This window comes from Streptomyces sp. NBC_00207 (genome assembly GCF_045160965.1).
GTDB lineage: Bacteria > Actinomycetota > Actinomycetes > Streptomycetales > Streptomycetaceae > Streptomyces.
Genome location: NZ_CP130715.1, coordinates 9,024,709 through 9,047,787, shown reverse-complemented (window position 1 = coordinate 9,047,787; position 23,079 = coordinate 9,024,709). Strand labels below are relative to the sequence as shown.

Here is a 23,079-nt window from a genome sequence, read left to right as displayed (position 1 = left end):
CTGTTACGACACGACTGCTAGAGGTTGATCCAATAGCGCCGTTTGGGGCCGATGAGGGTGTCGCGGACGTCTTCCAGCACACCGCCGTTGGCCTCGATCGTGCGGATCGACGCCTCGTTGCCGGGGTCGCACGTCAGCAGTACCCGGTCCATCCCCAGCAGGCGGGCCTCGTGCTGGACGGCCGCGAGGGCCCAGGTGGCCAGTCCCCGGCGGCGGGCCGAGGGGCGGACGCTGTAGCCGATGTGGCCGCCCGCGTCGAGCAGGAAGCCGTTCAGGTAGTGGCGCAGGTCTATGGCGCCGAGATAGGTGTCGCCCTCGGCGATCCACCAGTACGTGGCGTGCACGCGGCCGTGCTCGACCGGCAGCGTGCGGTCCGCGTACCGGTGCAGCCGGTCCACCCAGGCCGCGAAGCCCTCCGGGCTGTCCACGTCGTCGTCGGAGCCGAGCCCGGCGCCGTCCAGGTGGGCGTCGGGGCCCGCTTCCAGCTGGGCGGCGAGCCAGGAGCTGTGCAGGCGCGGGGTGGGGCTGATGAGCTCTGGCATACCTCGGACGATAACAGTCGGATCATCCGACCCGGTCCGCTGCCGCCGGGGGCGGACCTCAGCCGGACGTGGGTGCGGGCTGCACGGGCGCCGACGATGCGGGTGCGGACGACTTGGGTTCCGACGGCTTGTGGCCGGGATACACGTGGTCCGGCGTCACGATGCTGGTGATCGCCTCGCCGAAGAGGGTGCTGGGCTCCTGGCCGTCGTGCAGCACGTCGGTGTTGAGGATGACGACCAGGGTCGCCTGCTCCTGCGGCAGGTACACGCCCAGGCTCTCGTAGCCCGGGAGCGAGCCGTTGTGACCGATCCAGCCCTGCACGTTGAAGAGGCCCAGCCCGTAGCCGGCGCCGGGAATGCCGACCGAGGTGGTCTTCAGGCGCTGGGCCTGTGTCGCGGGCGTCAGCAGGGTGCCCGTGGCGAGGGTCCGTGCCCAGCTGCGCAGGCTCTCGAGGTCGGAGATCATCGCGCCCGCGGCCCAGGCCCACGACGGGTTCCAGTCGGCGGCGTCCTCGATCCTTCCGGAGGCCGTCTGGTCCGTGTAGCCCTGCGCGTGCGGTTCGGGGAACTCCGCACCGGTCGGGAAGAGCGTGCGGCGCAGTCCGGCCGGCGCCACGACGTCCCGGTCGATGACGTCCTTGAGCGGCCTGCCGGTGACCTTCTCGATCAGCAGCCCGAGCAGGATCAGGTTGGTGTTGGAGTACTGGAACTGCGCGTTCGGCTCGAACTGGACCGGGTGCTTGAAGGAGTAGGCCAGCAGCTCCTTCGGTGCGAAGGGACGGTCGGGGTCGGTGGTGAACGCCTTGTCGAAGTCGGCGTCCTCGCTGTAGTTGAAGAGCCCGCTGCGCATGCCGGCCAGCTCGCGCAGGGTGATGCGGTCCCCGTTCGGTACGCCCTCGATGTAGTCGCCGATCGGGTCGTCCAGCCCGACCTTGCCCTGGTCGACCAGCTGGAGGAGGGCGGTGACCGTGAACGTCTTGGTCTGGCTGCCGATGCGGGTGTTGAAATCGGTCCGCATGGGTGCGCCGGTCGCCTTGTCGGCCACGCCGAAGGCCTTCACGTAGCTGCCCTTGCCGGGTGCCCACAGCCCCACGATCACGCCCGGCACCTGCGCCTCGCGCATGACCTTGAGCACGGCGGCGTCGAGTTGGGCCGCGACGGCGGGGGTGAGTTCCGGGAAGCCGCCGTCGGCGTCCGGGGTGGGGGCGGCGGGGGCGGACCGTACCGGAGCGGGGGTGCCGTACGCGGAGCCCGCGACGGCCGGGGCGACGAGCAGGCCCGCTGCGGCGGCGGCCACACAGGCCCGGCGGAACCGTATGTGCGTCGGAGTCACCACATGCCTCCTGCCGTACGGGGTCAAGGCACAGCGATCACGAACAGCCTAGGCTCGTGGCGGCCGGGCCGCGAGGCGAGCGGTCCGCTACTGCAGGGGCCTCGCACGGGCGATGACCAGGGCGACGTCGTCGTGGTCGTCCGGCCGGCGCAGGGAGCCCAGGAGCCGGTCGCAGGTCTCCTCCAGCGGGCGGCCGGTGTCGGCGAGCAGGGCCAGGAGGAGGTCCAGGCGTTCGTCGATGGGCTGGTCGCGGGTCTCGACCAGGCCGTCGGTGTAGAGCACGAGTTGGTCGCCGGGCTCCATGGCCACGGTGGTCGCCTCGAACGGGATGCCTCCCACGCCGAGCGGTGCGCCGGTGGGCAGGTCGAGGAGCTCCGGGGTGCGGCCGGCGCGGATGAGGACGGGCGGCAGGTGTCCGGCGACGGCCACCCGGCACCGGGCGCGATGCGGGTCGTAGACGACGTAGACGCAGGTGGCGATGGTCTCTTCGAGGGCGGCCGTGGTGCGGTCGAGCTGTCGGAGCACCTGGGGCGGGTCGAGGGCGAGTTCGGCGAGGGTGCGGGTCGCGGTGCGCAGTTGTCCCATGCTGGCGGCGGCGTTGATGCCGCTGCCCATGACGTCGCCGATCACGAGGACGGTGGTGTCGTCCGGGCCGGCGATGGCGTCGAACCAGTCGCCGCCGATCTCGCTGCTGGCCGCGGCCGGCCGGTAGCGGGAGGCGACCTCCAGGCCGGGCGTGGGCGGCGGGTGGTGCGGGAGGAGGTGGTGCTGGAGGGCGAGCGCGGTGTGGTGTGCGTTGCGGTACCAGCGGGCGTTGTCGATGCACACGGCGGCGCGGGCCGCCAGTTCGCCGGCCAGCACGATGTCGTCGTCGTTGAAGGGCAGCGGGTTGCGGGTGCGTTTGAGGTCGAGCGCCCCGAGGACCTCGCCGCGGGCGATGAGCGGCACGGCCAGGTACGAGCGCAGGCCGGCGCGGGTCAGGAGGGTGGCGGCGTTGCTGTCGCGGGCGATGCGCGAGATGTCCCGGGCGTGCACGTGGGCCACCAGCACCGGGTGGCCGGTCGTCACGGACTGGGTGACCAGCCGGTCCGCGGCGTACGCGGCGATGTCGCCCGGCGGGTCCGCGGCGCGGACGGCCTCGCTGGGGAAGGCGGACGCGACGGCCAGGGCACGGAACACGGCGGGCTCGTGGGCGGACGACCGCAGGGTCGGCCGGCCTTCGAGGACGGAGTCGAGGATGTCGACGGCGGCGATGTCGGCGAGCTCGGGCACGACGACGTCGGCGAGCTCGCGGGCGGTCTGGTCGAGGTCGAGGGTGGTGCCGATGCGGACGGTGGCGTCCGCGATCAGGGCGAGGCGCCGGCGGCTGCGGGCGATCTCCAGGGCCGCCTGGTGACTCTGGGTGACGTCCACCACGGAAGTGGCCAGGCCGAGGACCCGTCCGGTGGCGTCCTCCAGCCGGTAGTACGACACCGACCAGGCGTGTTCGGTGCGCTCCCCGCCGTGAGTCCGGCCGGCCGTGAACTGTTCGAGCAGCGGGGTGCCGGTCGCCAGGACCTGGCGCATGGCCGACTCGGCGGCCTCGGCGTCGTCGAGGAAGGACAGGGCTTCGCGGACGCCCCGGCCGATGTGCTCGGCGGCGGGCAGTCCGTTGATCCGCTCCAGGGTCGGGTTGACCAGGACGTAGCGCAGCTCCGTGTCCAGGACTGCGAGCCCGATCGGGGACTGGGCCACCAGGCGTGCGGAGAGGGCGAGGTCCCGCTCCAGCTGCCGCAGCCGGGTACGGTCCGTCGCGATGCCGAGGGCGTACAGCTCCCCGTGCTCGTCGAGCAGCCGCATGTTGCGGAATTCCACCAGGCGCGTACCGCCGTCCTTGTGGTGCACCGGGAAGGCGCCCGCCCAGTCCCCCGCGCCGCCCATGACGCGCGCGAAGAGCTCGGTGACCAGCCCGACGTGCTCCTTGGAGGCCAGCAGCTGGGCGGCGGGACGGCCGAGCGCCTCCTCGGCCGACCAGCCGAACAGCTGCTCGGCCTGGGGGCTCCACAGGGCGACCCGTCCTTCGGAGTCGAGGACGACCGCCGCGACGTTCAGGACGTCGAGCAGCCCGCTGGGCGGAGCGAGCCCGGCCTCGGCCCGCCCGGCCCCGCCGGCGCCCAACCCGTCGATCGAACCCATCGGGGACGCTCCCTTCCGGCACCCTCGGCCCGGCGCCCACCCGCCCAGCGGCGGCCCGGGGCGCACGGCTACCTCTCATCGTGCCCCGGAACCCTCCCGGCAGCGTCCGGAGCGCCCGCCCGGACGGGTGGCCGGTCATCGGCCCGGGTCGGTTCACTCAGCGCGCGCATCTGCGATTCACCGCGGCCCGGGCCCCGGCGCCGGGACCACGTAGGCTCGGCGGATGGCGAAATACTTCGACGTGCACCCCGAGAATCCTCAGCGTCGCACGATCGGCAACGTGGCCGACATCATCCGCTCCGGCGCGCTCATCGCGTACCCGACAGACTCCTGCTTCGCGCTGGGATGCCAGCTCGGCAACCGTGACGGCATCAGCCGGATCCGGTCCATCCGGAACCTCGACGACCGTCACCACTTCACCCTGGTGTGCCAGAACTTCGCGCAGATGGGCCGGTTCGTCCAGATCGACAACGACGTGTTCCGCGCGATCAAGGCGGCGACACCCGGCAGTTACACCTTCATCCTCCCTGCGACGTCGGAGGTGCCGCGCCAGCTGCTGCACCCCAAGAAGAAGACGGTCGGAGTCCGGATTCCCGACCACGTCGTCACGCAGGCCCTGCTCGACGAGCTCGGTGAGCCGCTGCTCTCCAGCACCCTTCTGCTGCCCGACGAGGAGGAGCCGATGACGCAGGGCTGGGAGATCAAGGAGCGGCTCGACCACGAGGTGGACGCCGTGCTGGACTCCGGCGACTGCGGCACCGAGCCGACCACGGTCATCGACTTCTCCGGCGGCGAGGCCGAGATCGTACGGCGGGGCGCGGGCGACACGGCACGGTTCGAGTAGCCGCACCGGGCCCGGGCGCTCACGTGGAGGGGCGCACGTCCGGGTAGAGGCCCAGGTACCGGTAGGCGCCGGATTCGACCCGGTAGAGGTGGGCGGTGCGCTCTCCGGTCAGGACGTGGGTGCCCGTGTCGAAGGCGAGCGGCTTGGCCAGGCCCTGGTGGGTCGTCCGGAAGATCCGCCGGGTCAGGCCCGCGCGGCCCCTCCCCTCCTCGTCCAGGCCGGTCAGGGCCGCGGCCAGCAGGCCCACGGCGTCGTACGCCTCGGTGGCCCAGCGGCCCGGCGGCTCCCCGTGCGCGGCGCGGTGGGCCCCGACGAACCCGGCGGCGGCGGGGACGGCCAGCGGGTCGGTGAAGAGGGCGCTGAACACCCAGCCCTCGGCGGCCGGCCCGGCGTCCGCGAGGAAGGCCGGTTCCATGACGTGCTGGAGAGCCACGCGCGGGCCCTGGAATCCGGCATCGGTCAGCGCGCGGGCCAGTCGGGCCGCGCGCTGCGGTGAGGTGCCGGCGTAGACGACGGCCTCGGCCCGGGCCCCGGTCAGGGCGCGTACCGCGCCCGCGAAGTCGGAGCTGCCGACCGGGATCCGGTGGACGGTGAGCGTGCCCATCGAGGGCGGGCTCTGCTGCAGGGTGCGCACGAGCGGCCAGGTGGGCTCACCGCCTTCCACGTCCTCCACCATGCCGGTGTTCTTGACGGGCCGGATCCGGCTGAGGTAGTCGATCACCGGGAGGGCGAACCGGTCCCCGGCCGGGCGGGTGGCGCACAGGGTCCGCCACTGGGACTGGGCGGTCTCCGGGCTGTCGACGGCCACCAGCAGCAGGGCGAGGTCGGCCGCGGAGCAGGCGGCGGCCAGCTCGGGCACGGCCGCGTCCCAGGTGGGGCCGGTGAGCGCGGTGACCGCCGGGTCGGCAACCAGTTCCTTGACCACCTGCGCGGCGCGCGTTGCGTCCCCGCCGTCGTCGGCGACGCGCAGGGCCAGCCTGAACGCGGCGTCCGCCCGGCCGTTGTGCCCGTCCACGGCCAGCCTCATGCCGCGCTCGTGCGCCTGGCCGACGGCCCGGCCGGGCCCGGTCAGATCGGCCTGCAGGGCGAGGGTGAGGGTGGGGAGGTCGCGGGCCGGCGGCGGCGCCGCGCCGCGGGCCTTCTCCCGGGTCGTGAACCAGGCGGTCGGCGCGCCGACGGCGACCAGGCCCGCCCCGGCCGCGAGCAGCCGCCTGCGCGTGAGGCCCCGTACGGGCGCCTGCGGCGCGTCGATGCGGGTCGGCTCCGGAACGGGCAGGTCCAGGGCCCTGGTGGAGCGTTCGGCGATGAGGCGGGACAGCGCGGGCGGCAGCCAGTCCTCGGCGTCGGCCCCGGACGGCTGGTCTCCGAGTACGGCGCTCAGCTGGGCCGGGGTCGGCCGGGCGGCCGGGTCCTTCGCCAGACAGGCCAGCACCGGTTCGAGCAACTCCGTCGGAAGACCGGCGAGTTCGGGCTCGTCGTGGACCGTGCGGTAGACCACGGCGGCCGCGTGCCCGCCGCCGAACGGGCCGTGCCCGGTCGCCGCGTACGCGAGGACGCAGCCGAGGGAGAACACGTCGCTCGGGGCGCCCGCCGCGGCGCCGTCCGTCCGGGCCTGCTCCGGAGCCAGGTATCCGGGCGTGCCGATGACGGCGTCCACGGCCGTCAGCGTGGCGGCCCCCTCGGCGCGGGCGATCCCGAAGTCGATCAGCCGGGGCCCGTCCGGGGCGAGGAGGATGTTGCCCGGTTTGACGTCGCGGTGGACCAGCCCGGCGGCGTGGACCTGCGCGAGCGCCTCGGCGAGCCGCGCACCCAGGGTCCGTACGGCCCGGACGGGCAGCGGACCGTACCCTCCCACCGCCTCGGACAGGGCGGGCCCGGGGACGAACGGGGTGGCGAGCCACGGCTCGCGCGCCTCCGCGTCGGCGGCGACCACCGGGACCACCCAGCGCCCGGTCAGCTGCCCGGCGGCCTCCACCTCGCGACGGAAGCGGAGGCGGAAGTCCGGGTTGGAGGCGTGGTCGGCGCGGATGACCTTGACCGCCACCAGGGTGCCCGCGGCCGAGCGGGCGAGGTACACCGTGCCCATGCCGCCCGAACCGAGGCGTCCCAGCAGCCGGTTGCCGCCGATCGCCGACGGATCGGCCGGGGTGAGGGGGCGCATCCGCGGCTACCCCGCCGGGGACGCGGCGGGCGCGGGCTCGGCGGCCGGGCCCACGTAGCGGATGCGGCCGCCCTCCACCTTGTGCAGGAAGTAGATGTTGCCCTTGAGCTGCCGGCGCTCGTCGAAGGTGAACTCCTTGGTCAGGCCGCGGAAGGTGCCCTGGGTGAGTGCGGTCAGCAGGTCGGCTCGGTTCGGGCGGCTGCCGCCCGCCGCGGCGGTGACGAGGCCTTCGATGACCAGGCGGGTCGCGTCGAAGGCCTCCGCTGTCCAGATCGCGGGTGCCGACCGGTACGCCGCCTGGTGCGCGCGGGCCACCTCCGCGACCTCGGGGGCTTCGGGGCCGGTGTACGGCGTGCAGAACTGCCAGCCCTCGGCCGCCTGCCCCGCGGCCGCGAGGAAGTCCGGGCCGGCGATGGTGTAGTCGGCGGCGCGGGGCCCCTTGAAGCCGGCGGCCGCCAGCAGTGCGGCCGCCTTGGCCCCACCGGCCGGGGTGCCCGTGTAGAAGAAGCCGTCGACGCCGTGGGCGAGCATGTCGGTGACCACCGGGGCCAGGTCCTGGGTGCCGCGCGGGACGACGCGCACGTAGAAGGTGGCCCCGGGCGCGAAGAGGGCGATCGTGCGGCCCACCAGCAGGGCCGCCTGCCAGGTGTCCGTGTCGCCGTCGCGGTCGCTGAGGATGCCCATCTTCCGGACGCCCTGCTTTCCGGCCAGTTGAAGGTTGACCGCGGCGGCCTGGGCCGAGGAGATCGGGCAGCTCTGGAAGAAGCTGCGCCGGTCGGTGACGCTGAAGGTGGTCGCCAGGGCGGACACGGTCACCAGGGGTACGGAGCTTTCGCCGTAGAGTTCCAGGCACGGGATCACGGAGTCGTTGCCGGTGGGGCCGATCACCGCGAACAGGTCGCGGTTGGCGATGAGTCCGGTGGCGGCGGCCGCCGAGCGGTCGGCCCTTCCGGCGTCGTCGGCGGTGGCGACGGTGAGCGTGAACGGCTTGTCCTTGCGGGAGTTGAACGCGTCGACGGCCAGCCGCACCCCGCGTTCCTGGGCCTGTCCGGCGGCCTTCTGCGGGCCGGAGAGGTCGGCGTGCAGACCGATCACCCATGGCCGGGGGGCGTTCGCGTCCGCGGCCCGGGGCTTGTCCCGCTCGCGCAGTGCCAGCCAGGCGGCCAGGCCGCCGCCGGCCGCGAGCACGGCGCCGCCGGAGGCGAGGGCGAGGAAACGCCTGCGGGAGGGTGCGGCCGCGCCGGGCGCCGGGGCGGCGTCCGGGTCGGCCACGGTCTCGTCGATGCCCGGCAGGGCGAGCAGCGCGGCGGCCCGCTCGGCGATGGTGGCGACGACGGGGTCGGGCAGCCAGTCGGTGCCCTCGCCCGGGGTGTCCTCGGTCAGTGCCGCGTCCACCTCGTCCGCGGTGGGGCGGATGTCGGGGTGCTTGGCGACGCAGGTCCGCAGGAGCGCGCCGAGTTCGGGGTCGGCGAGGATCTCCGGGCCGAAATCGGGCTCGTCGTGGACGGTCCGGTAGAGCACCGCGTCCACGGTTCCGGTGCCGAAGGGCAGGCGTCCGGTGGCGGCGTACGCGAGGAGGCAGCCGAGCGAGAAGATGTCTCCGGCCGGTTCGGCGGGGCGGCCCTCGGCCTGCTCGGGCGGGAGGAAGCCGGGAGTGCCGAGGACCGCGTCGGCGGAGGTCAGGGCGGTGTGCTCGCCGCCGCGCGCGATTCCGAAGTCGATGAGCCGGGGCCGGTCCATGCCGAGCAGCACGTTGCCGGGCTTGACGTCCCGGTGGACGAGGCCCTGTGCGTGCATCCCTCCGAGAGCCTTGGCCAAGGCCTTGCCGAGGATCCGTACGGCGCGCAGCGGGAGCGGGCCGTGGGCCGTGACGGCTTCGGCCAGGGAAGGGCCGGCGACGAAGGCGGTGGCCAGCCACGGTTCGGGCGCGTCCGGGTCGGCGCCGGTGATCCGTACGGCCCACGGGCTGTCGACCTCCGCGGCGATCTCGGCCTCGCGGCGGAAGCGGGCCCGGAAGTCCGCCTCGTCGGCGTACTCCGCGCGGATCACCTTGACGGCGGCGAGCGCCCCGTCGTCGGTGCGGCCGAGGTAGACCACGCCCATGCCGCCGGCGCCGAGCCGGCCGAGGAGGCGGTACCCGGCGATCCGGGAGGGGTCCGAGGGAAGGAGCCGCTCCATCAGCCCGCCGCCTTTCCGAGCTCCTGCTTGGCCTGGATCATCAGCCGGCTGGTGCCCTGGACGACGAAAGCGACCATCTCGTCGTCGGTGTAGCCCGCCGCGCTCTTGCCGGCGACGGCCACGGTGACCGGTCCGAACTGGGCCTGGTGCCACCGGTAGTGGTGGGGCCCGCCGTGCTTCGTGCTGACGTACTCGCCGGACTCGCTGAAGGCGTCCTCGGTCCAGCCGTTCATCTGTTCACCGAGGTAGAGGGAGCCTCCCCACAGGTTCTTGAGCTCCTCCCCCTCCCGCAGCTTCTGGACCGGGCAGCGCAGGACCTCTTCCATGGCGCGTGCGGTCTCCCAGCCGGATTCCTGGCGGTTGTGGTGGATGGTGACCGTGGCGTTGAACTGCAGGCGGCCGCGGCCGTCCTTGGCCGGAATGTGGAAGGAGCGGGTGCTCGTGGCGAGTACGTCGTCCGGCAGGTCCGCGGTCTGCCAGACGCAGTCCTCGTCGAGGACGGGCCAGCGGCCCGGATCGCTCTCGAACGGGGTGCTGCGCACGACTTCCGGGCCGAAGGCCGCCTCGGTGATGACGATCCGGCCGAGCAGGTCGCGGGCCTCGGCGGCCGTCTTCGGCTGTTTCGACTCGTCCAGCGCAGGCACGAGGGGGAACCCGGAACTGCTGGGCGAGGCGGCCGGCGTGCTCGCGCCGGAGCCGCCCGGGGCCGGGCCGCCCGTGGCGGGCGACGCGGCCGGGGTGCGGCCCGCCGCGTCACTCGTCGCCGCACCGCCCTTCGCCGTGCCGTCGGCCGCACACCCGACGAGTAGGAACAAGCCCGCTGCCGCGCACCCGTAGGCGTGCAGCGCAGAGCGCCGTCTGCGTGTCTCCGGTCCCCCCACGGCACGGATCGTACCCCGCTGCGGCCGCGCGCAACTGGCCTATGGGAAAGCGGTGTTCAGGCGTCCTCCGGGCGACCGGCTCAGCGCCGCGTACCGAGGGTCCAGGCGGACTCGTGGCGGGTGAAGCCGATGTGCGGGTAGTAGCCGACCGCCGCCGGGGCGGAGAGCAGGACCACCTTCGCCTCGGGCGCCGCCTCCCGGGTGACGCGGATGAGGTCGCGGCCCACGCCCTTGCCCTGGTAGGCGACGTCGACGGCCAGGTCGCTGAGGTAGGTCGAGTACGCGCCGTCGGTGATCGAGCGGGCGATGCCGATGAGGCTGCCGTCGTCGGCGCGGGCAACGACCACGAGGTTGGCGCCGGCCAGCATCCGGGAGAACCGCTCCACGTCGGCGACGGGACGGCGCTCGGCGAGGGTGGAGGCGCGGTAGAGGCCGATGACCTCCTCGACGTCCAGGTCTGCACCGACGACTCGCTCACAGGTCCACATACCGCCGCAACTCCCCGCATGTAATAGGCAAGAATCGATATTGATTATTACACGCGGGGGGAAGTGCAACACAAACCGGTGGACCGGTATGTGTGACGCGCCGACTGGGCAGTATCCGGGAGCGTCCGTCCACGGAAGGAGCGCTGTGCTCACTCACGTTCTCGCTTGGCTCCGACGGCTCAAGGAACGATTCACCGGAACCACGGCCCATGGCACCGTCTCGGCGAGCGGCAGGGCCCCGCTCTTCACCGCGGACTTCGGATCGGCCACGCAATGGGTCGCCGGCCGCTCCTGGGCCTATCCGAACGGCGGACCCACCAACCCCGGGGACAACAAGCTCGACCACCTGGTGGCGGACCCGTCCTACAGCCGCACCGGCACCTTCCGGGCCGTCCGCCGCCCCGACGGCGACTGGAACGCGGGCCTGCTGACCACCGAGGGCAGCGACGAGGGGTTCATGGTGCGGGCCGGGGATGTGCTGGAGTCCCGGGTGCGGCTGCCCGTCGAGGCCGGCGCCTGGCCGGCGATCTGGACGTGGCGGGACGGGGGCAACGAGGTCGACGTCTTCGAGTACCACCCGGACAACCCCGACCTGCTGGAGCTCTCCAACCACGTCAGGGGCGGCTCGCGCTACCACCGGGACCCCTCGGTCGGCCCCGGGGGCTGGGTGGACCTGAAGGTCGAGTTCGGGGCGCGCTCGGTCGTCTGGTGGGTCAACGGCACGCGGGTGTACGCCGACCGGCGCGGGGTGGGGCGCAACTGGAGGGCGTACCTCATCGTCAACCTCTCCGTCTGCGCCGGGCGCTACCACCCGGCCCCCGACGCGGACGTGTCCGAGATGTCGTACGAGGTCGCGTACCTGCGCGTCCACCGCCCCTAGGCCGGGGCGGAGGCGGAGGCGGCGCAGCCTTCGTGGCCCCAGCGGCTGCCGTTCTTGGCGATCATGTCACCGACGGCGTAGGGCTTGCCGCAGGGGCAGCTGCCCGGGAACTTCGCCTTGATGGCCCGGGGTGCGCGGCCCGGCGCGGCCCCTTCGGCCGTCCGCTTCCTCGCCGTGCCCGCCTTCTGGCGCGCGGGCGCGGCCGGGGCCGGCACCGGCAGGTCCGGGTTTCCGAGGGCGGTGCCGGCGGCTTCCTGCGTCCGGGCCGCGTCGCTGGCGGCCTGGTCGGCGATCGCGTTCAACAGGTCGCCGTCCTCGCGGTGCGCCGGAACGTAGACGAACGTCACGTCACGCTCGGCCAGCAGCAGGTCGATCTGCTCGACGAGTCCGCGGTTGGCGACCGGCTGGCCGGAGGCGGTCTTCCAGCCGTTGCGCTTCCAGCCCGGCAGCCACTGCGTCACCGCCTTCATCGCGTACTGGGAGTCCATCCGCACCTCGACGGACGTCCCGGGGGCGAGCGCCTCGAGCAGCCGCTGGAGCGCGGTCAGCTCGCCGATGTTGTTGGTGGCCCGGCCCAGCGGCCCGGCCTCCCAACGCTCTGGGCGTCCCTGGGAGTCGGCGATGACCCAGCCCCAGCCGGCCGGCCCGGGATTACCTTTCGCCGCTCCGTCACAGGCGGCAATGATGCGATCAGACATCCCCCGATCATGCCTCATCCTCACGGGGTGGTGAGCGGTCGGCCCGGGAGCACGTCCTTGGCCGCCAGGCGGGAGCCCGCGTAGCAGAGCCGGTAGACGTCGGCCTGGTCCAGGAGGCTGCCGTTCGAGCGGTAGTACGCGCACACGGTCCCGGGGGGTGCGGGCAGCGCCTTCACGGCGTCCGGTACGTACCGGAACTCACGGTCCGGGAGGAGGCGCGCGAGCTCGGTCCGCTCCTGGCCGGGCCGGAGGTCCGCGAAGTCCGCGGGGCGCAGCACGCAGGCGGTCAGCTGGTGGGCCAGGTACGCGGTGGAGCCGAGGAAGAGCAGACCGAGTCCGGCCGGGGCCGCGATGGCGACGGCGAAGCGGCGCCGGGTGCTGCGCCGGGCGGCGGCGAGACGGCGCGCCGATTCCGATGCGGTACCGGTGTCGTCCGGGAACCCTTCGGCGGTTCCCGGCTGCCGGGGCCCCACCTGGTCCGGCAGGGTGGCGAGGACCTCGAAGCCGCCGCGGCGGGGTGCGGCGTGCAGCGTTCCGCCGATCAGCCGGACCCGTTCGTGCAGGCCGGTGAGTCCCTGGTGGCCGGAGTCCCGCGCGCCCGCGGGGGCGGGTACGGGGGCGGGCGCCGGGCCCGCCGGCGGGGCGGAGTTGGCCACCCGTACCTCGGTGCGGGCGCCCCGGTGGACGATGCGGATCCGGACCGCGGCGCCGGGGGCGTGTTTGATGGCGTTGGTCAGCGACTCCTGCACCACGCGGTACGCCGTGCGGTCCACCAGGGGCGACAGGGCCCCGGCCGCCCCCTCCCGCCGCAGGTCCACGGTGACGCCGGACTCCCTGACCCGGGCCACGAGTTCCTCCACCGGTTCCACGGACGAGGCCGTCGGATCCGCTTGCGGTCCGGAGCTGTCGCAGCCGCCAGGGCCGTCGGAGCCCTCGCGTACGACGCCGATGGTGTCCCGCAGGTGGCCGACGGCGTCCGAGACGGCCGCGCGCAGCACGGCCAGGTCCGCCCGGTCCTGGCCGGACAGGGTGGGCGAGAGTTCCAGGGCGCCGGCGCGCAGGGCGATGAGGCTCAGTTCGTGGCCGAGCGAGTCGTGCATGTCGGCGGCGATCCGGGTCCGTTCCCGCAGCCGGGCCTGCTCGGCGACGAACCGCTGGCGCTGTTCGAGGCCGCGCGCCCGCTCCCAGCCCCCGCGCACCAGGGCCAGCCTGGCCCGCCGGTAGCGGCCCGCCAGCCAGGGCAGGAGGAGGGCCGAGGGAATCATCGACAGCGCGTAGAACCAGTAGACGGGGCCGACGCCCAACAGGACGCACAGCGCGAGGTCGACGGCCGCGCAGGACCCGAACAGCAGGAGCGCAGCCCCCGTGCGCGCCGACCGGACGCCGAGGAGGTACGTCAGCACGGCCAGGGCCGCCAGGTACGGGCTCGCCGTCGCGATCGGGTCGGCCAGGCCCAGTGCGCACACCGCGTTGGCGAGGAACACGGCCGCGCCGGGCCGTTTCCGGCTGCCGGGCACCGCCACCGCCAGGATCAACAGGGGCAGGACCAGGGCGAGTAGCGGGGAGCCGTCGGCGCCGCGCTCCTGGTAGGCGAAGACGCCGACGCCCGCCAGGGCCGCCCACAGCGCGGCGTCGCGCACGGCCGGGCCGGTCCCCCCGGCCGCCAGGGCCCTCGGCGTCCTCACGCGCGCCCCGCCTTCCCCCTCGCGTTCCCCCACGTCACCGGCCGAGGCTAGTTCACGTCATCCGTCGCGGCGGCGCAGGACGGCCCGGCCGGCCAGGTGGGCGGCGGCCGTCCAGGCCAGCACGATCAGGAACCCGGCCGCGGTCGGGTAGGGGGCGTCGCCGCCGGCGCGCATGAAGTGGCCGCCGGCGCTCTGCGGAAGGTAGTCGTACACCGACAGGAGGAAGGGCCCGCCGAGTGCCGTGCACATGCTCGGGAGGACGGAGATCAGTACGAAGGCGGCCGACAGCGTGCCGGCCGCGGTCCGCAGGGCGAAGGACAGCCCGACCGTGAGTACGGCGGTCAGGGCGCAGTAGAGGCCCATCGCCAGGACCTGCGAGAGCGCCTCGGCCGGGTCGAAGACGGCGTGCCCGCGGAAGGGCGTCCAGGCGACGGCCATGCCGAGGACGGCGAACAGGACTCCGGCGGTGAAGGACACCGCGGCCGCCACGACCGCCTTCGCCAGCTGCATGCGGTGCCGGACCGGCACCCACTGGAGCGAGGTGCGGACGCTGCCCGTGGCGTACTCGGCGGTGACCGTGCTCATCGCCAGGACGACGATGACGAACTGTCCGAGGGCGATGGAGGAGATCGGGGCGTTGCCGAGCGGTTGGACCGGTCTGTCGTTGATCCGGGCGATCGAGCCGTAGTAGAAGGTGAAGACCCCCGTCAGCAGGACGCCGGCGAGCAGGCAGGCGTACGGCGCGCGGACGGACCACAGCTTCGTCCACTCGGCGCCGACCGCGCCGGCGAATCCGCCGCCGGACGTCCCGGTACGGGTGGTGCGCTGCGTGGGTGACGCGGGCGATGTGGGTGACGTGGGTGACGTGAGTGACATGGGTTTCACACCTCGGTCGTTGCGGTCGGGACGGAGCCGGCGGACACGGGCGGCCGCGGTCGCGCCGCCGTCCCGTACTCGACGCTGTGCTCGGTCAGTTCCATGTAGGCCTGCTCCAACGAGGCCGAGACACTGTGCAGTTGGTGCAGCCGGACGCCCAGGCGGTGGGCGAGGTCACCGATCTCCGCCGCGGTACGGCCCCGGACGACGATCTCGTTCCGCTCACCGCCCGGTGACTCGACGGACACCCCGTCGTGCGCGCGCAGGCGGCCGGCCAGGCTGTCGAGATCGCCGGGTTCGGCGGCGCGCACCCGCACCGAGGCAGAGGCGCCGGCCGCGAGGAAGTCCGCCATGGGGGTGTCGGCCAGCAGCCGGCCCCTGCCGATGACGACGAGCCGGTCGGCCGTGAGCTGCATCTCGCTCATCAGGTGGCTGGAGAGGAAGACCGTACGGCCCTGGGCGGCCTGGGAGCGGACGAGTTCGCGCACCCAGCGCACCCCGTCGGGATCGAGGCCGTTGACCGGCTCGTCGAGGATGAGCACCTTCGGATCGCCGAGCAGGGCGCCCGCGATGCCGAGCCGCTGGTACATGCCGAGCGAGAAGGCCCCGGCGCGCCGGCGCGCCACCTTGGCCAGGCCCACCGTCTCCAGGACCTCGTCGACGCGGCGGACGGGGATGCCGTTGCTGCGGGCCTGCGCGATCAGGTGGCTGCGCGCGGAGCGGGCCGGGTGTAAGGCCTTCGCGTCGAGGAGCGCGCCGACCTCGCGGACCGGATGCCGCATCGCGGCGTACGGCCTGCCGTCGATGAGCACCCGCCCGGCGGTGGGACGGTCCAGGCCGAGGATCATGCGCATCGTGGTGGACTTCCCCGAGCCGTTGGGGCCGAGGAAGCCGGTGACCCGTCCCTCCTCGATGTCCAGGGTCAGTCCGTCCACGGCGACGGTGCCGCCGTAGCGTTTGGTCAGGCCTCGCAGGGTGATCACTGGGTGTCCCTTCGGTGTTCGCGGTACTGCCACGACCGTAGGAATCGCCCGGTCCGGCGCGCATCGGCCGCAGGTCGGCGTTCCGCACCCCTGCTTTCGTCGGGGGTCCCCGCCGAACGGCCGGGCAGCGGACGGTCGTTAGACTGCGCCGGTGGTTCAGGTGCTGGTGGCAGACGACGAGGCGATGGTCCGGGCGGGCGTACGCGCGATCCTGGCGAGGGATCCGGGGATCGAGGTCGTCGCCGAGGCGGCCGACGGGCACGAGGCCGTCGACGCCGTACGCAGGCTCCGGCCCGCGGTGGCCCTGCTCGACATCCAGATGCCCCGGCTCGACGGGATCGCGGCGGCCGCCCGGATCCACCGCGAGCTGCCCGGGACGGCGGTGATCATGCTGACGACCTTCGGCGAGGACGAGTTCATCGGGCGGGCCCTGCGCGAGGGGGCGAGCGGCTTCCTGCTCAAGGCGGACGACCCGAGGGAACTGCTGACGGGCGTGCACGCGGTGGCCGCGGGCGGAGCGTACCTCTCGCCGAAGGTCGCCGCCCGGGTCGTCGCGGGGCTGCGCACCGGGCGGATGGCGGGCGGAGCGCCGCCGCGGGCCGCCGTGGAGCGGCTGACGGAGCGGGAGAACGAGGTCCTGGCGCTGCTCGGCGTCGGGCTGTCCAACGCCGAGATCGCCGCTCGTCTGGCTCTGGTGGAGGGCACGGTGAAGGCCCACGTCAGCGCGATCCTCGGGAAACTCGGCGTACGCAACCGGGTGGAGGCGGCGATCGCCGCCCACGAGGCAGCCCTGGCCGAAAAGCCGCGCGGCTAGGCCGTCTCGGTCTTGGCTCGTTCCCATGCTCATGGGGCGGGGAGATCTCACAAGCGAAGAATGGGCCCGACTGAAGCCGCATCTGCCGAAGTTCGGGCAGCGCGGGGGTCGTTGGGAGAGCCATCGCAGGGTGATCAACGGGATTTTGTTCCGGCAGCGCACAGGGGTGCCGTGGCGGGATCTACCTGCGCGTTTCGGTAAGTGGAAGACCGTGTACGAGCGGCATCGGCGCTGGTCAGCGGACGGTACGTGGGACAGGCTCTTCGCGGCCGTCCTGGCCTATGCTGACCCGGGAGGCCGCATCGACCGGTCGATGGTGAGTGTGGACTCCACCTCCTGCCGGGCCCACCAGCACGCCGCAGGAGCACGCAAGAAGCCCCCGCGGTTGCCGGGAAAAGACGCACGCCCCGGCAGCACCGCGCCGACGAGGGCCTGGGACACTCACGGGGCGGCCTGACCTGCAAAATCCACCTCGCCGGTGAGGGCGGACGCCGCCCACTCGCCCTGCTGATCACCCCGGGTCAGTGGGGAGACGCCCGCAGCTCATCCCGGTCATGGAACGTGTCCGCGTCGCCCGCCTGGACGGCGGGCGTCCCCGGACCCGACCTGAACATCTCGGCGGAGACAAGGCTTACTCCTCCCGCCGCAACCGCCGCTACCTGCGACGACGTCAGATCAAGCACACGATCCCCGAGCCGAAGTACCAGCGGGCCAACCGACAACGCAGAGGCAGCAGGGGCGGTCGGCCTGCCGGCTTCAACAAGACGATCTACAAGCGCAGGAACGAGGTGGAGCGGACGATCACTGCTCTCAAGAACTTCCGGGCTGTCGCGACGCGGTTCGACAAACGCGCCTACGTCTTCCGCGGCACCGTCACCGTTGCCTCGATCCGGCTCTGGCCCAGGTCGTGATCCACCGGGGGCCTAGTAATATCCCTTCGCCCCGTCGAGTAGCTCCCTCACGATGTCCGCATGCCCCGCGTGCCGTCCGGTCTCCTCGACGAGATGGATGAGCATCCAGCGGAGGTTGGCGTTGCCGGAGCGGTAGTCGGGGTGTCGGCCGACGTCGTCCAGGGAAGCCGCGGCTACGATCTCGTTACTTCGGGCGCACTGGGCCTCGTACTCCGCGAGCAGCTGCTTCAGCGGGATGCCGTCGGTACGCCAGTTCGCGTCCTCGTCCGTCTCGTCAAAGGACGGGTTCTGCGTCTTGTCGCCGCCCAGGAACAGCACCTCCAGCCAGGTGTGCTCGACCCACCGCATATGGCTGATGAGGCCAGCCATCGTCATCGCCGGCGAGGTCGGGATGACGGAGCGGTGCGCGTCCGCCTCGCTCAGGCCATCGCACTTCCATCTTAGGATCTGCCGTTGCAGATCCAGCCAGCCGATGAGCGCGGTGCGCTCGTCGGCCTGCAAGGGGGGACGCTCAAGTGAAGGTGCCATGCCTGCGGACGTTAGGGCGCTCGGTCTCCGACTGTCGCCTGATTTTCGGCTCAAGATCCCCCGGACAGGCTCTAGGTGCCGCCGGACGGTTCCGCCGCCGTGCTGGGCGAACCGGTCGTCCATGGGTGTGACGAGCCTGCCGGGGCGCCGGGATGCCCGCACCGGCGGGCTCGGGGTCACCGGCTCAGGAGCCGGGCCCGGCGGCCGTGAGAAGGTGGCACTTGTCGAAGTTCATGCATCCGCAGGCGAGGCAGTCGGCGACCGCGTCGCGCAGGAGCTGCGTCTGCCGGATGAACAGGTCCAGTTCGGGGAGCTTGCGCTCGGCGAGCGCGCGCCATTGCCGGGTCGCTCCGCGGTCGGTGTCGGTGTCCAGCAGGGCGCGGATCTCGGCCAGGGTGAACCCGGCCCGCTGGGCCATCTTGATCAGCGCGATGCGCCGCACGGTGCCGGCCGGATAGACGCGCCGGCCCGCGGCCCGCTCGACGGACGGCAGCAGACCGACGCTCTCGTAGTAGCGCAGGGCCGAGGGCCGCATCCCGACCTGCCGTGCGAGCTCCCCTATTCCGAGCTTTCGCACCTGCCATTCCCCCTTGACTTCAAGTGCGCTTGAACCAGAAGTCTGACCTGGTGACTTCCCCACAGACAACTCGCCTGCTGCCGCAGGCCTACCGGCCGCTGTTCGCCCACCCCCGGTTCCGGCGGCTCCTGCCCGCTCTGGCGGCCTCCGATCTCGGTGACGGGATGAGCGTGGTCGCGGTGGCCTGGCTGGCCATCGAGATCGCGCCTCCCGGCCGGTCCGGGATGCTGCTGGGAGCCGCGCTCGCCGCGTACGCCCTTCCCGGGGCGGCCGGTGCGCTGCTCTTCGGGCGGTGGCTGCGCCGCCTGCCCGCCGCACGGCTGCTGGCGGCCGACAGCCGGATCCGCGCGGTGCTCCTGGGCTGCGTGCCGCTGGCCTGGGCCTTGGGCGTGCTGCACCCCGTGCTGTACGTGGCCCTGCTCGCGGGCTCGTCGGTCCTTCACGCCTGGGGCAACGCGGGGAAGTACGCGCTGCTCGCGGGGCTGCTGCCGGCGGAGCAGCGGCTGGCCGCCAACGCGCTGGTGAGTTCCAGCGCCTCGGCCTCGATCGTCATCGGCCCCGCGCTCGCCGGATTCCTGGCGGCGGCGATCAGTCCTGCCTGGCTGATCGGTCTGGACGCGTTGTCGTTCGCCGTGCTCGCCGCCCAGGTGGGCCGGGTGCGGGGCGCGTCCGGCGCTGCGGGGCAGGCCGGCGGGGCGGAGAGCGCGCCCGTCGACGCCGACCGGTCGGCCGCAGGGCTGCACTTGTTGCGCAAGCAGCCCGAACTCCTCGGTGTCCTCGCCCTGACCTGGTTCTTCAACTTCCTGTACGGACCGGCGGAGGTCGCGCTGCCCCTGCACGTCACCGATGACCTGCATGCGGGGGCGGGCCTTCTCGGCCTGTACTGGACGCTGTTCGGAGCGGGCGCCGTACTGGGCGGCCTGGCGGCGGGCGCCCTGCGCAGGTTTCCGCTCTGGCCGGTCACCCTGACCATCGTCGCCGGCTGGGGTCTGGCCCTGGTGCCCTTCGGCCTCGGCGCGCCCGCGGCCGTCACGCTCGCCTGCTTCACTCTCGGCGGGCTGATCTACGGACCGTTCACGGCGCTGTCCTACACCCTGTTCCAGGACCGGACGCCGGCCGCGTGGCTGACCACGGTCCTCGCGGCCCGCAGCGCCGCCCTCCTCACCGCCGGGCCGGTGGGCACCGCGCTCGGCGGGCCCCTCATCGCGTTCATGGGGCCGCGGGGGGTTCTGGCGGCGTCGGGGATCGCGACCGTCGTACTCGCCCTCGTCGCGGCCGTGATGCGGGTCTGGACCAGCCGGCGGGTGACGTCCCGGCTCGTGTGAGCCGTGAGCCGTGAGCCGGTGGACCCGGGCCGACGCGTCAGGACGTGCGCGGAGGGGTGACGGCCGATCTGATCTCGTCGGCCAGCAGCCCGGCCGCGGTGTCCGCCGCGCCGGCCACCAGGCGGGTGCGGGTGAGGCAGAAGGCGAGGCCTCGCCCGCGGTCGGCGAAGGCGATGCTGCCGCCGCTGCCGTGGTGCCCGAAGGCCGTGCGTTCGCCGGCCATGGCGGGCAGGCCGAGGAAGTAGCCCAGCCCCTTGGCGTACCTGCCGAGGAGCATCAGGTCCTTGCCCTCGACGGCCACGTCCGCGGCCAGGGCCACCCGTTCCGGGGACATCAGCCGTACGCCGTCGACCTCGCCCGACAACGCGGCGTAGAGCCGGGCGGCGGCCCGCGCGGTCGTGGTGCCGCAGGCGGGCAGGTCGGCGAGCAGGTACGCCCGGCGGTTGGCGAGCTCGGCGACGGTCCACACGGCGCGGTTGGGGGCCACGTACCGGCGGAACGGCGCGGTGGGCGGAAGGCTCTCCAGCCAGGCCGCCCAGTTGCCCTCCACGAGCGGCGCCGTACGGGCGAGTTCGCTCTCGGGCAGGCCGAAGAAGAGTTCGTCGGCCACGCCCAGCGGTTCGGTGACGTAGGTGCGCAGGGCCTGGGCCGGGGTCAGACCGGTGATCCGGCGTACGGTCTCGCCCAGGATCCAGCCGAAGGTCCAGCCGTGGTACCCGCTCGCGGTGCCCGCCTCCCACAGCGGTTCCTGTGCCGCGACGATCGCGCACATGGTGTCCCAGTCGCACAGCTCCTCCGGGGTGACGGCGGAGGGGAGCTGCGGTACCCCGATGGTGTGCGTCAGGGCATGGCGTACGGTGGCCCGCTCCTTGCCGTGCGCCCCGAACTCGGGCCAGTAGTGGGCGATGGGAGTGTCGTACGCGATCAGTCCGCGCTCGGCGAGCACGTGGACCAGGGTCGCGGTGAATCCCTTGCCGGTCGAGAAGCTGTGGATCAGCGTGTCGGCTCCGAGCCGGCGGCCACCGGGCCGGTCGGCCCAGCCCGCGTGCGCGTCGACGATCGGCTCGCCGTCGAGGTAGGCCGCCACTTGGAGGCCGCTCTCCCGACCGGACTCCACCAGCTCTTCGAGGATCACGCCGACCCGCGCCTGGACGTCCGCGCCCACCCTGCGATTCACCTGTGCATCATGCACCAGGGCCGTGCGGCAGTCGCCGCACGGCCCTGGTGTCGTATGTCGGATGTCTCGGCACGTCAGTGATCACATGGTGACGACGTCAGCGACGAAACGGTTCTCCGGCAGTCTTGGGACTAGGCGGGGGTGATGTTCTCCGCCTGCGGGCCCTTCTGGCCCTGCGTGATGTCGAACGTCACGGCCTGGCCCTCCTGGAGCTCGCGGTAGCCCGAGGCGTTGATCGCCGAGTAGTGGGCGAAGACGTCCGGGCCGCCACCGTCCTGGGCGATGAAGCCGAAGCCCTTCTCGGAGTTGAACCACTTCACAGTTCCCGTAGCCATGTTCATGCCTTCCCGTTGACGTACGTCTTCCACACGGCGTGGAAGACGGAGGTGATCGCCCTGGTCCTACGGCACAACACAGCAAAACTGCCCACACCGAAAGGCACGGGCAAGGCACTTGGAACCACGACAGCTACCCGTGAAGGTACACGCCTGCACGCACGGTCACCAGGGGGAATGATCTCGCCTTAACGGCGGGATCCCGCCGCCGCGCGGACCGTAAGGACCCGGCCGTCCCGAAATGTGTCGAGTGGGGCCCCGGGAATGCCGTAGGGTGAGGTCTACCGACGCGGGGTGGAGCAGCTCGGTAGCTCGCTGGGCTCATAACCCAGAGGTCGCAGGTTCAAATCCTGTCCCCGCTACTGCTCACAAGGGCCCGGATCCTCATGGATCCGGGCCCTTGTGTCATTTCGGGCGGCGGCCCGCTCCCCGGGTGAGGCGACGGCGCGTCCACCGGAAGCCCCTCCCCCGGTCCCGGCCGGGAACCGGCCGCGGTACGGACCGACCGGTGGGGATCTCCTCGTGCGGGCCTGACTACCGTGGTCGGCGCGATCCGGGTCCACGTCGCCCTGATCGTCCACGCCGCGGGCCTGCGGCGGCGCCGTCCTGGAACCGAGCCGTCCGGGGTGTGACGGCACTCACACGACGACCTGTCGTCCGGTGTCAACCGGATGCGGTGCGGCGGGCGTATGCCCCGTGAGAGGTGCACATGGATTCAGGAGCGATTTTTTGACCGTCGAGGAATTCGAGGAGTTCTACGCGCAAGCGGCGGGACGGCTCACAGGACAGCTGTACGTGATGCTCGGCGACCATCACGAGGCCCAGGACGTGGTGCAGGAGGCCTTCGTCCGGGGCTGGGGGCGCCGGCGTCAGCTGGACCGGGAGGGCAGGCCGGAGGCGTGGATCCGCACGGTCGCCTGGCGGCTCGCGGTCAGCCGCTGGCGTGGGCGGCGGCGGACCGCCGACGCCTGGCAGCGCACGGCTCCCGTCACCCATGTGGAGGGGCCCGGGCCGGAGGCGGTCGCCCTCGTGGAGGCGCTTCGGCAGCTGCCCCCGAAGCAGCGCCGGACGATGGCGCTGCACTACGTGTGCGATCTGACCGTCGAGCAGATCGCCGCCGAGACCTCGCTGTCCACGAGCACGGTCAAGACCCATCTGTCCCGGGGCCGGGCCGCGCTCTCCCTCCGTCTGCAGGACCCCCGCACCGAGGAGGCCCCCGATGCCTGACTCCCACGACCCGCTGCGGTCCCTGTTCCGGGAAGCCGCCTCCGCCGCGGAGACCCGCACCGCGCTCCCGCCCGTCGCCGTCATCGAGCGCCGCGGGGAACGGGTACGGCGGCGCCGGATCGCCGGCCTCGCCGTCGCCTGCTGCCTCGTCCTCGCCGGATCCGGCGCGGCCCTGGCCTCGTTCCTGCCGGACAGCCCGGGTCCGGCCCTCCCGGCGAGCACGCCCTCTCCCCTGGCCCCGTCCTCCGGGCCGACCCCCAGTCCGTCCACCCCGCCGTCCTCCACGCCCACCTCCCTGCCGTCCTCCACTGCGACCTCCAGCCCGACCCCGCCCCGCCGTACGACGGAGCCGCCCGGCGCTCCCACCGGGACGACGTACCCGGGCGCGTCCGCCACTTCCTCGCGGCTGCCCGGGTAGTCCCGCCCGCTCCACTCCCCCCATCACCGCTCGCGGACACCGG

General features: G+C 73.1%; 21 protein-coding genes, 1 tRNA gene and 1 pseudogene. 8 read left to right on the top strand and 15 right to left on the bottom strand.

The window, feature by feature from the left end; all coding sequences use genetic code 11:
- Nucleotides 1–17 precede the first annotated feature (17 nt).
- From OG472_RS41805 to OG472_RS41795, 3 genes are all read right to left on the bottom strand, one after another.
- Entirely contained in the window at nucleotides 18–542 is a 525-nt protein-coding gene (locus OG472_RS41805; protein WP_401611760.1) for a GNAT family N-acetyltransferase, read from the bottom strand.
- A gap of 58 nt (nucleotides 543–600) precedes the next feature.
- Complete coding sequence (locus OG472_RS41800; RefSeq protein ID WP_405943033.1) at nucleotides 601–1,875, bottom strand: serine hydrolase domain-containing protein; 1,275 nt, start codon at nucleotides 1,873–1,875, stop codon at nucleotides 601–603.
- Nucleotides 1,876–1,962: 87 nt separating this feature from the next.
- On the bottom strand, nucleotides 1,963–4,050 hold the full coding sequence (locus tag OG472_RS41795) for a SpoIIE family protein phosphatase (protein ID WP_405834499.1): 2,088 nt from the start codon (nucleotides 4,048–4,050) through the stop codon (nucleotides 1,963–1,965).
- Between the two features lie 223 nt (nucleotides 4,051–4,273).
- Here OG472_RS41795 and OG472_RS41790 point away from each other — a divergent pair, with 223 nt between their 5' ends.
- Nucleotides 4,274–4,894 carry an L-threonylcarbamoyladenylate synthase gene (locus OG472_RS41790; RefSeq protein ID WP_401611766.1) on the top strand — a complete coding sequence of 207 codons (621 nt, stop codon included), beginning with the start codon at nucleotides 4,274–4,276 and terminating at the stop codon, nucleotides 4,892–4,894.
- 19 nt (nucleotides 4,895–4,913) lie between these two features.
- Here OG472_RS41790 and OG472_RS41785 read toward each other — a convergent pair whose 3' ends face one another.
- The 4 genes from OG472_RS41785 to OG472_RS41770 form a co-directional block, all read right to left on the bottom strand.
- Nucleotides 4,914–7,055: a bifunctional serine/threonine-protein kinase/ABC transporter substrate-binding protein gene (locus OG472_RS41785; RefSeq protein WP_405834497.1), complete on the bottom strand. Its 2,142-nt coding sequence runs from the start codon at nucleotides 7,053–7,055 to the stop codon at nucleotides 4,914–4,916.
- 6 nt (nucleotides 7,056–7,061) lie between these two features.
- On the bottom strand, nucleotides 7,062–9,233 hold the full coding sequence (locus OG472_RS41780; RefSeq protein ID WP_405834495.1) for a bifunctional serine/threonine-protein kinase/ABC transporter substrate-binding protein: 2,172 nt from the start codon (nucleotides 9,231–9,233) through the stop codon (nucleotides 7,062–7,064).
- Nucleotides 9,233–10,114, bottom strand: coding sequence for a hypothetical protein (locus OG472_RS41775; protein WP_405834494.1), 882 nt, complete (start codon nucleotides 10,112–10,114; stop codon nucleotides 9,233–9,235). The genes OG472_RS41780 and OG472_RS41775 overlap by 1 nt, the downstream gene beginning before the upstream one ends.
- 80 nt (nucleotides 10,115–10,194) lie before the next feature.
- Nucleotides 10,195–10,602 (bottom strand): GNAT family N-acetyltransferase, encoded by a 408-nt coding sequence (locus tag OG472_RS41770; protein ID WP_401611775.1) that lies wholly within the window; start codon nucleotides 10,600–10,602, stop codon nucleotides 10,195–10,197.
- A gap of 145 nt (nucleotides 10,603–10,747) precedes the next feature.
- On the opposite strand from OG472_RS41770, the gene OG472_RS41765 reads away from it, so the two are divergent.
- The gene (locus OG472_RS41765) at nucleotides 10,748–11,482 is read left to right on the top strand and encodes a beta-glucanase (RefSeq protein WP_401611777.1); all 735 of its coding nucleotides are present in this window, start codon (nucleotides 10,748–10,750) and stop codon (nucleotides 11,480–11,482) included.
- Here OG472_RS41765 and OG472_RS41760 read toward each other — a convergent pair.
- The 4 genes from OG472_RS41760 to OG472_RS41745 are packed head-to-tail and all read right to left on the bottom strand — an operon-like array spanning nucleotide 11,479 to nucleotide 15,724.
- A complete protein-coding gene (locus tag OG472_RS41760) occupies nucleotides 11,479–12,180 on the bottom strand; it encodes a ribonuclease H (protein WP_405834492.1) in 702 nt (233 codons plus the stop codon). The genes OG472_RS41765 and OG472_RS41760 overlap by 4 nt on opposite strands.
- A 20-nt stretch (nucleotides 12,181–12,200) precedes the next feature.
- A complete protein-coding gene (locus tag OG472_RS41755) occupies nucleotides 12,201–13,865 on the bottom strand; it encodes a sensor histidine kinase (protein ID WP_405943032.1) in 1,665 nt (554 codons plus the stop codon).
- Nucleotides 13,866–13,922: 57 nt separating this feature from the next.
- Nucleotides 13,923–14,741, bottom strand: coding sequence for an ABC transporter permease (locus OG472_RS41750; protein ID WP_405943031.1), 819 nt, complete (start codon nucleotides 14,739–14,741; stop codon nucleotides 13,923–13,925).
- Between the two features lie 5 nt (nucleotides 14,742–14,746).
- Complete coding sequence (locus OG472_RS41745) at nucleotides 14,747–15,724, bottom strand: ABC transporter ATP-binding protein (RefSeq protein WP_405834487.1); 978 nt, start codon at nucleotides 15,722–15,724, stop codon at nucleotides 14,747–14,749.
- 160 nt (nucleotides 15,725–15,884) lie between these two features.
- Between OG472_RS41745 and OG472_RS41740 the strand changes: the two genes are divergently transcribed.
- Nucleotides 15,885–16,538 carry a response regulator gene (locus OG472_RS41740; RefSeq protein ID WP_401611812.1) on the top strand — a complete coding sequence of 218 codons (654 nt, stop codon included), beginning with the start codon at nucleotides 15,885–15,887 and terminating at the stop codon, nucleotides 16,536–16,538.
- 31 nt (nucleotides 16,539–16,569) lie between these two features.
- A pseudogene (locus tag OG472_RS41735) lies at nucleotides 16,570–17,449 on the top strand (IS5 family transposase).
- Nucleotides 17,450–17,461: 12 nt separating this feature from the next.
- Here the strand turns inward: OG472_RS41735 and OG472_RS41730 are convergent.
- Together OG472_RS41730 and OG472_RS41725 are read right to left on the bottom strand one after the other, a co-directional pair.
- On the bottom strand, nucleotides 17,462–17,977 hold the full coding sequence (locus OG472_RS41730) for a DinB family protein (RefSeq protein ID WP_376613864.1): 516 nt from the start codon (nucleotides 17,975–17,977) through the stop codon (nucleotides 17,462–17,464).
- 184 nt (nucleotides 17,978–18,161) lie between these two features.
- On the bottom strand, nucleotides 18,162–18,554 hold the full coding sequence (locus OG472_RS41725; RefSeq protein ID WP_405943030.1) for a MerR family transcriptional regulator: 393 nt from the start codon (nucleotides 18,552–18,554) through the stop codon (nucleotides 18,162–18,164).
- Between the two features lie 50 nt (nucleotides 18,555–18,604).
- Here OG472_RS41725 and OG472_RS41720 point away from each other — a divergent pair, with 50 nt between their 5' ends.
- Complete coding sequence (locus tag OG472_RS41720) at nucleotides 18,605–19,879, top strand: MFS transporter (RefSeq protein ID WP_405943029.1); 1,275 nt, start codon at nucleotides 18,605–18,607, stop codon at nucleotides 19,877–19,879.
- Between the two features lie 37 nt (nucleotides 19,880–19,916).
- Here OG472_RS41720 and OG472_RS41715 read toward each other — a convergent pair whose 3' ends face one another.
- Together OG472_RS41715 and OG472_RS41710 are read right to left on the bottom strand one after the other, a co-directional pair.
- Nucleotides 19,917–21,056, bottom strand: coding sequence for a serine hydrolase domain-containing protein (locus OG472_RS41715; RefSeq protein ID WP_405943028.1), 1,140 nt, complete (start codon nucleotides 21,054–21,056; stop codon nucleotides 19,917–19,919).
- A gap of 131 nt (nucleotides 21,057–21,187) precedes the next feature.
- The gene (locus OG472_RS41710; protein WP_030384970.1) at nucleotides 21,188–21,391 is read right to left on the bottom strand and encodes a cold-shock protein; all 204 of its coding nucleotides are present in this window, start codon (nucleotides 21,389–21,391) and stop codon (nucleotides 21,188–21,190) included.
- A gap of 288 nt (nucleotides 21,392–21,679) precedes the next feature.
- Here OG472_RS41710 and OG472_RS41705 point away from each other — a divergent pair.
- The 3 genes from OG472_RS41705 to OG472_RS41695 all read left to right on the top strand — a co-directional run bounded on the left by OG472_RS41705 (nucleotide 21,680) and on the right by OG472_RS41695 (nucleotide 23,036).
- A tRNA-Met gene (locus OG472_RS41705) sits at nucleotides 21,680–21,753 on the top strand.
- 367 nt (nucleotides 21,754–22,120) lie between these two features.
- Nucleotides 22,121–22,618, top strand: coding sequence for a SigE family RNA polymerase sigma factor (locus tag OG472_RS41700; RefSeq protein ID WP_401614467.1), 498 nt, complete (start codon nucleotides 22,121–22,123; stop codon nucleotides 22,616–22,618).
- Nucleotides 22,611–23,036 carry a hypothetical protein gene (locus OG472_RS41695; RefSeq protein ID WP_405943027.1) on the top strand — a complete coding sequence of 142 codons (426 nt, stop codon included), beginning with the start codon at nucleotides 22,611–22,613 and terminating at the stop codon, nucleotides 23,034–23,036. Before OG472_RS41700 ends, OG472_RS41695 begins: the two co-directional genes overlap by 8 nt.
- Nucleotides 23,037–23,079: the final 43 nt, after the last annotated feature.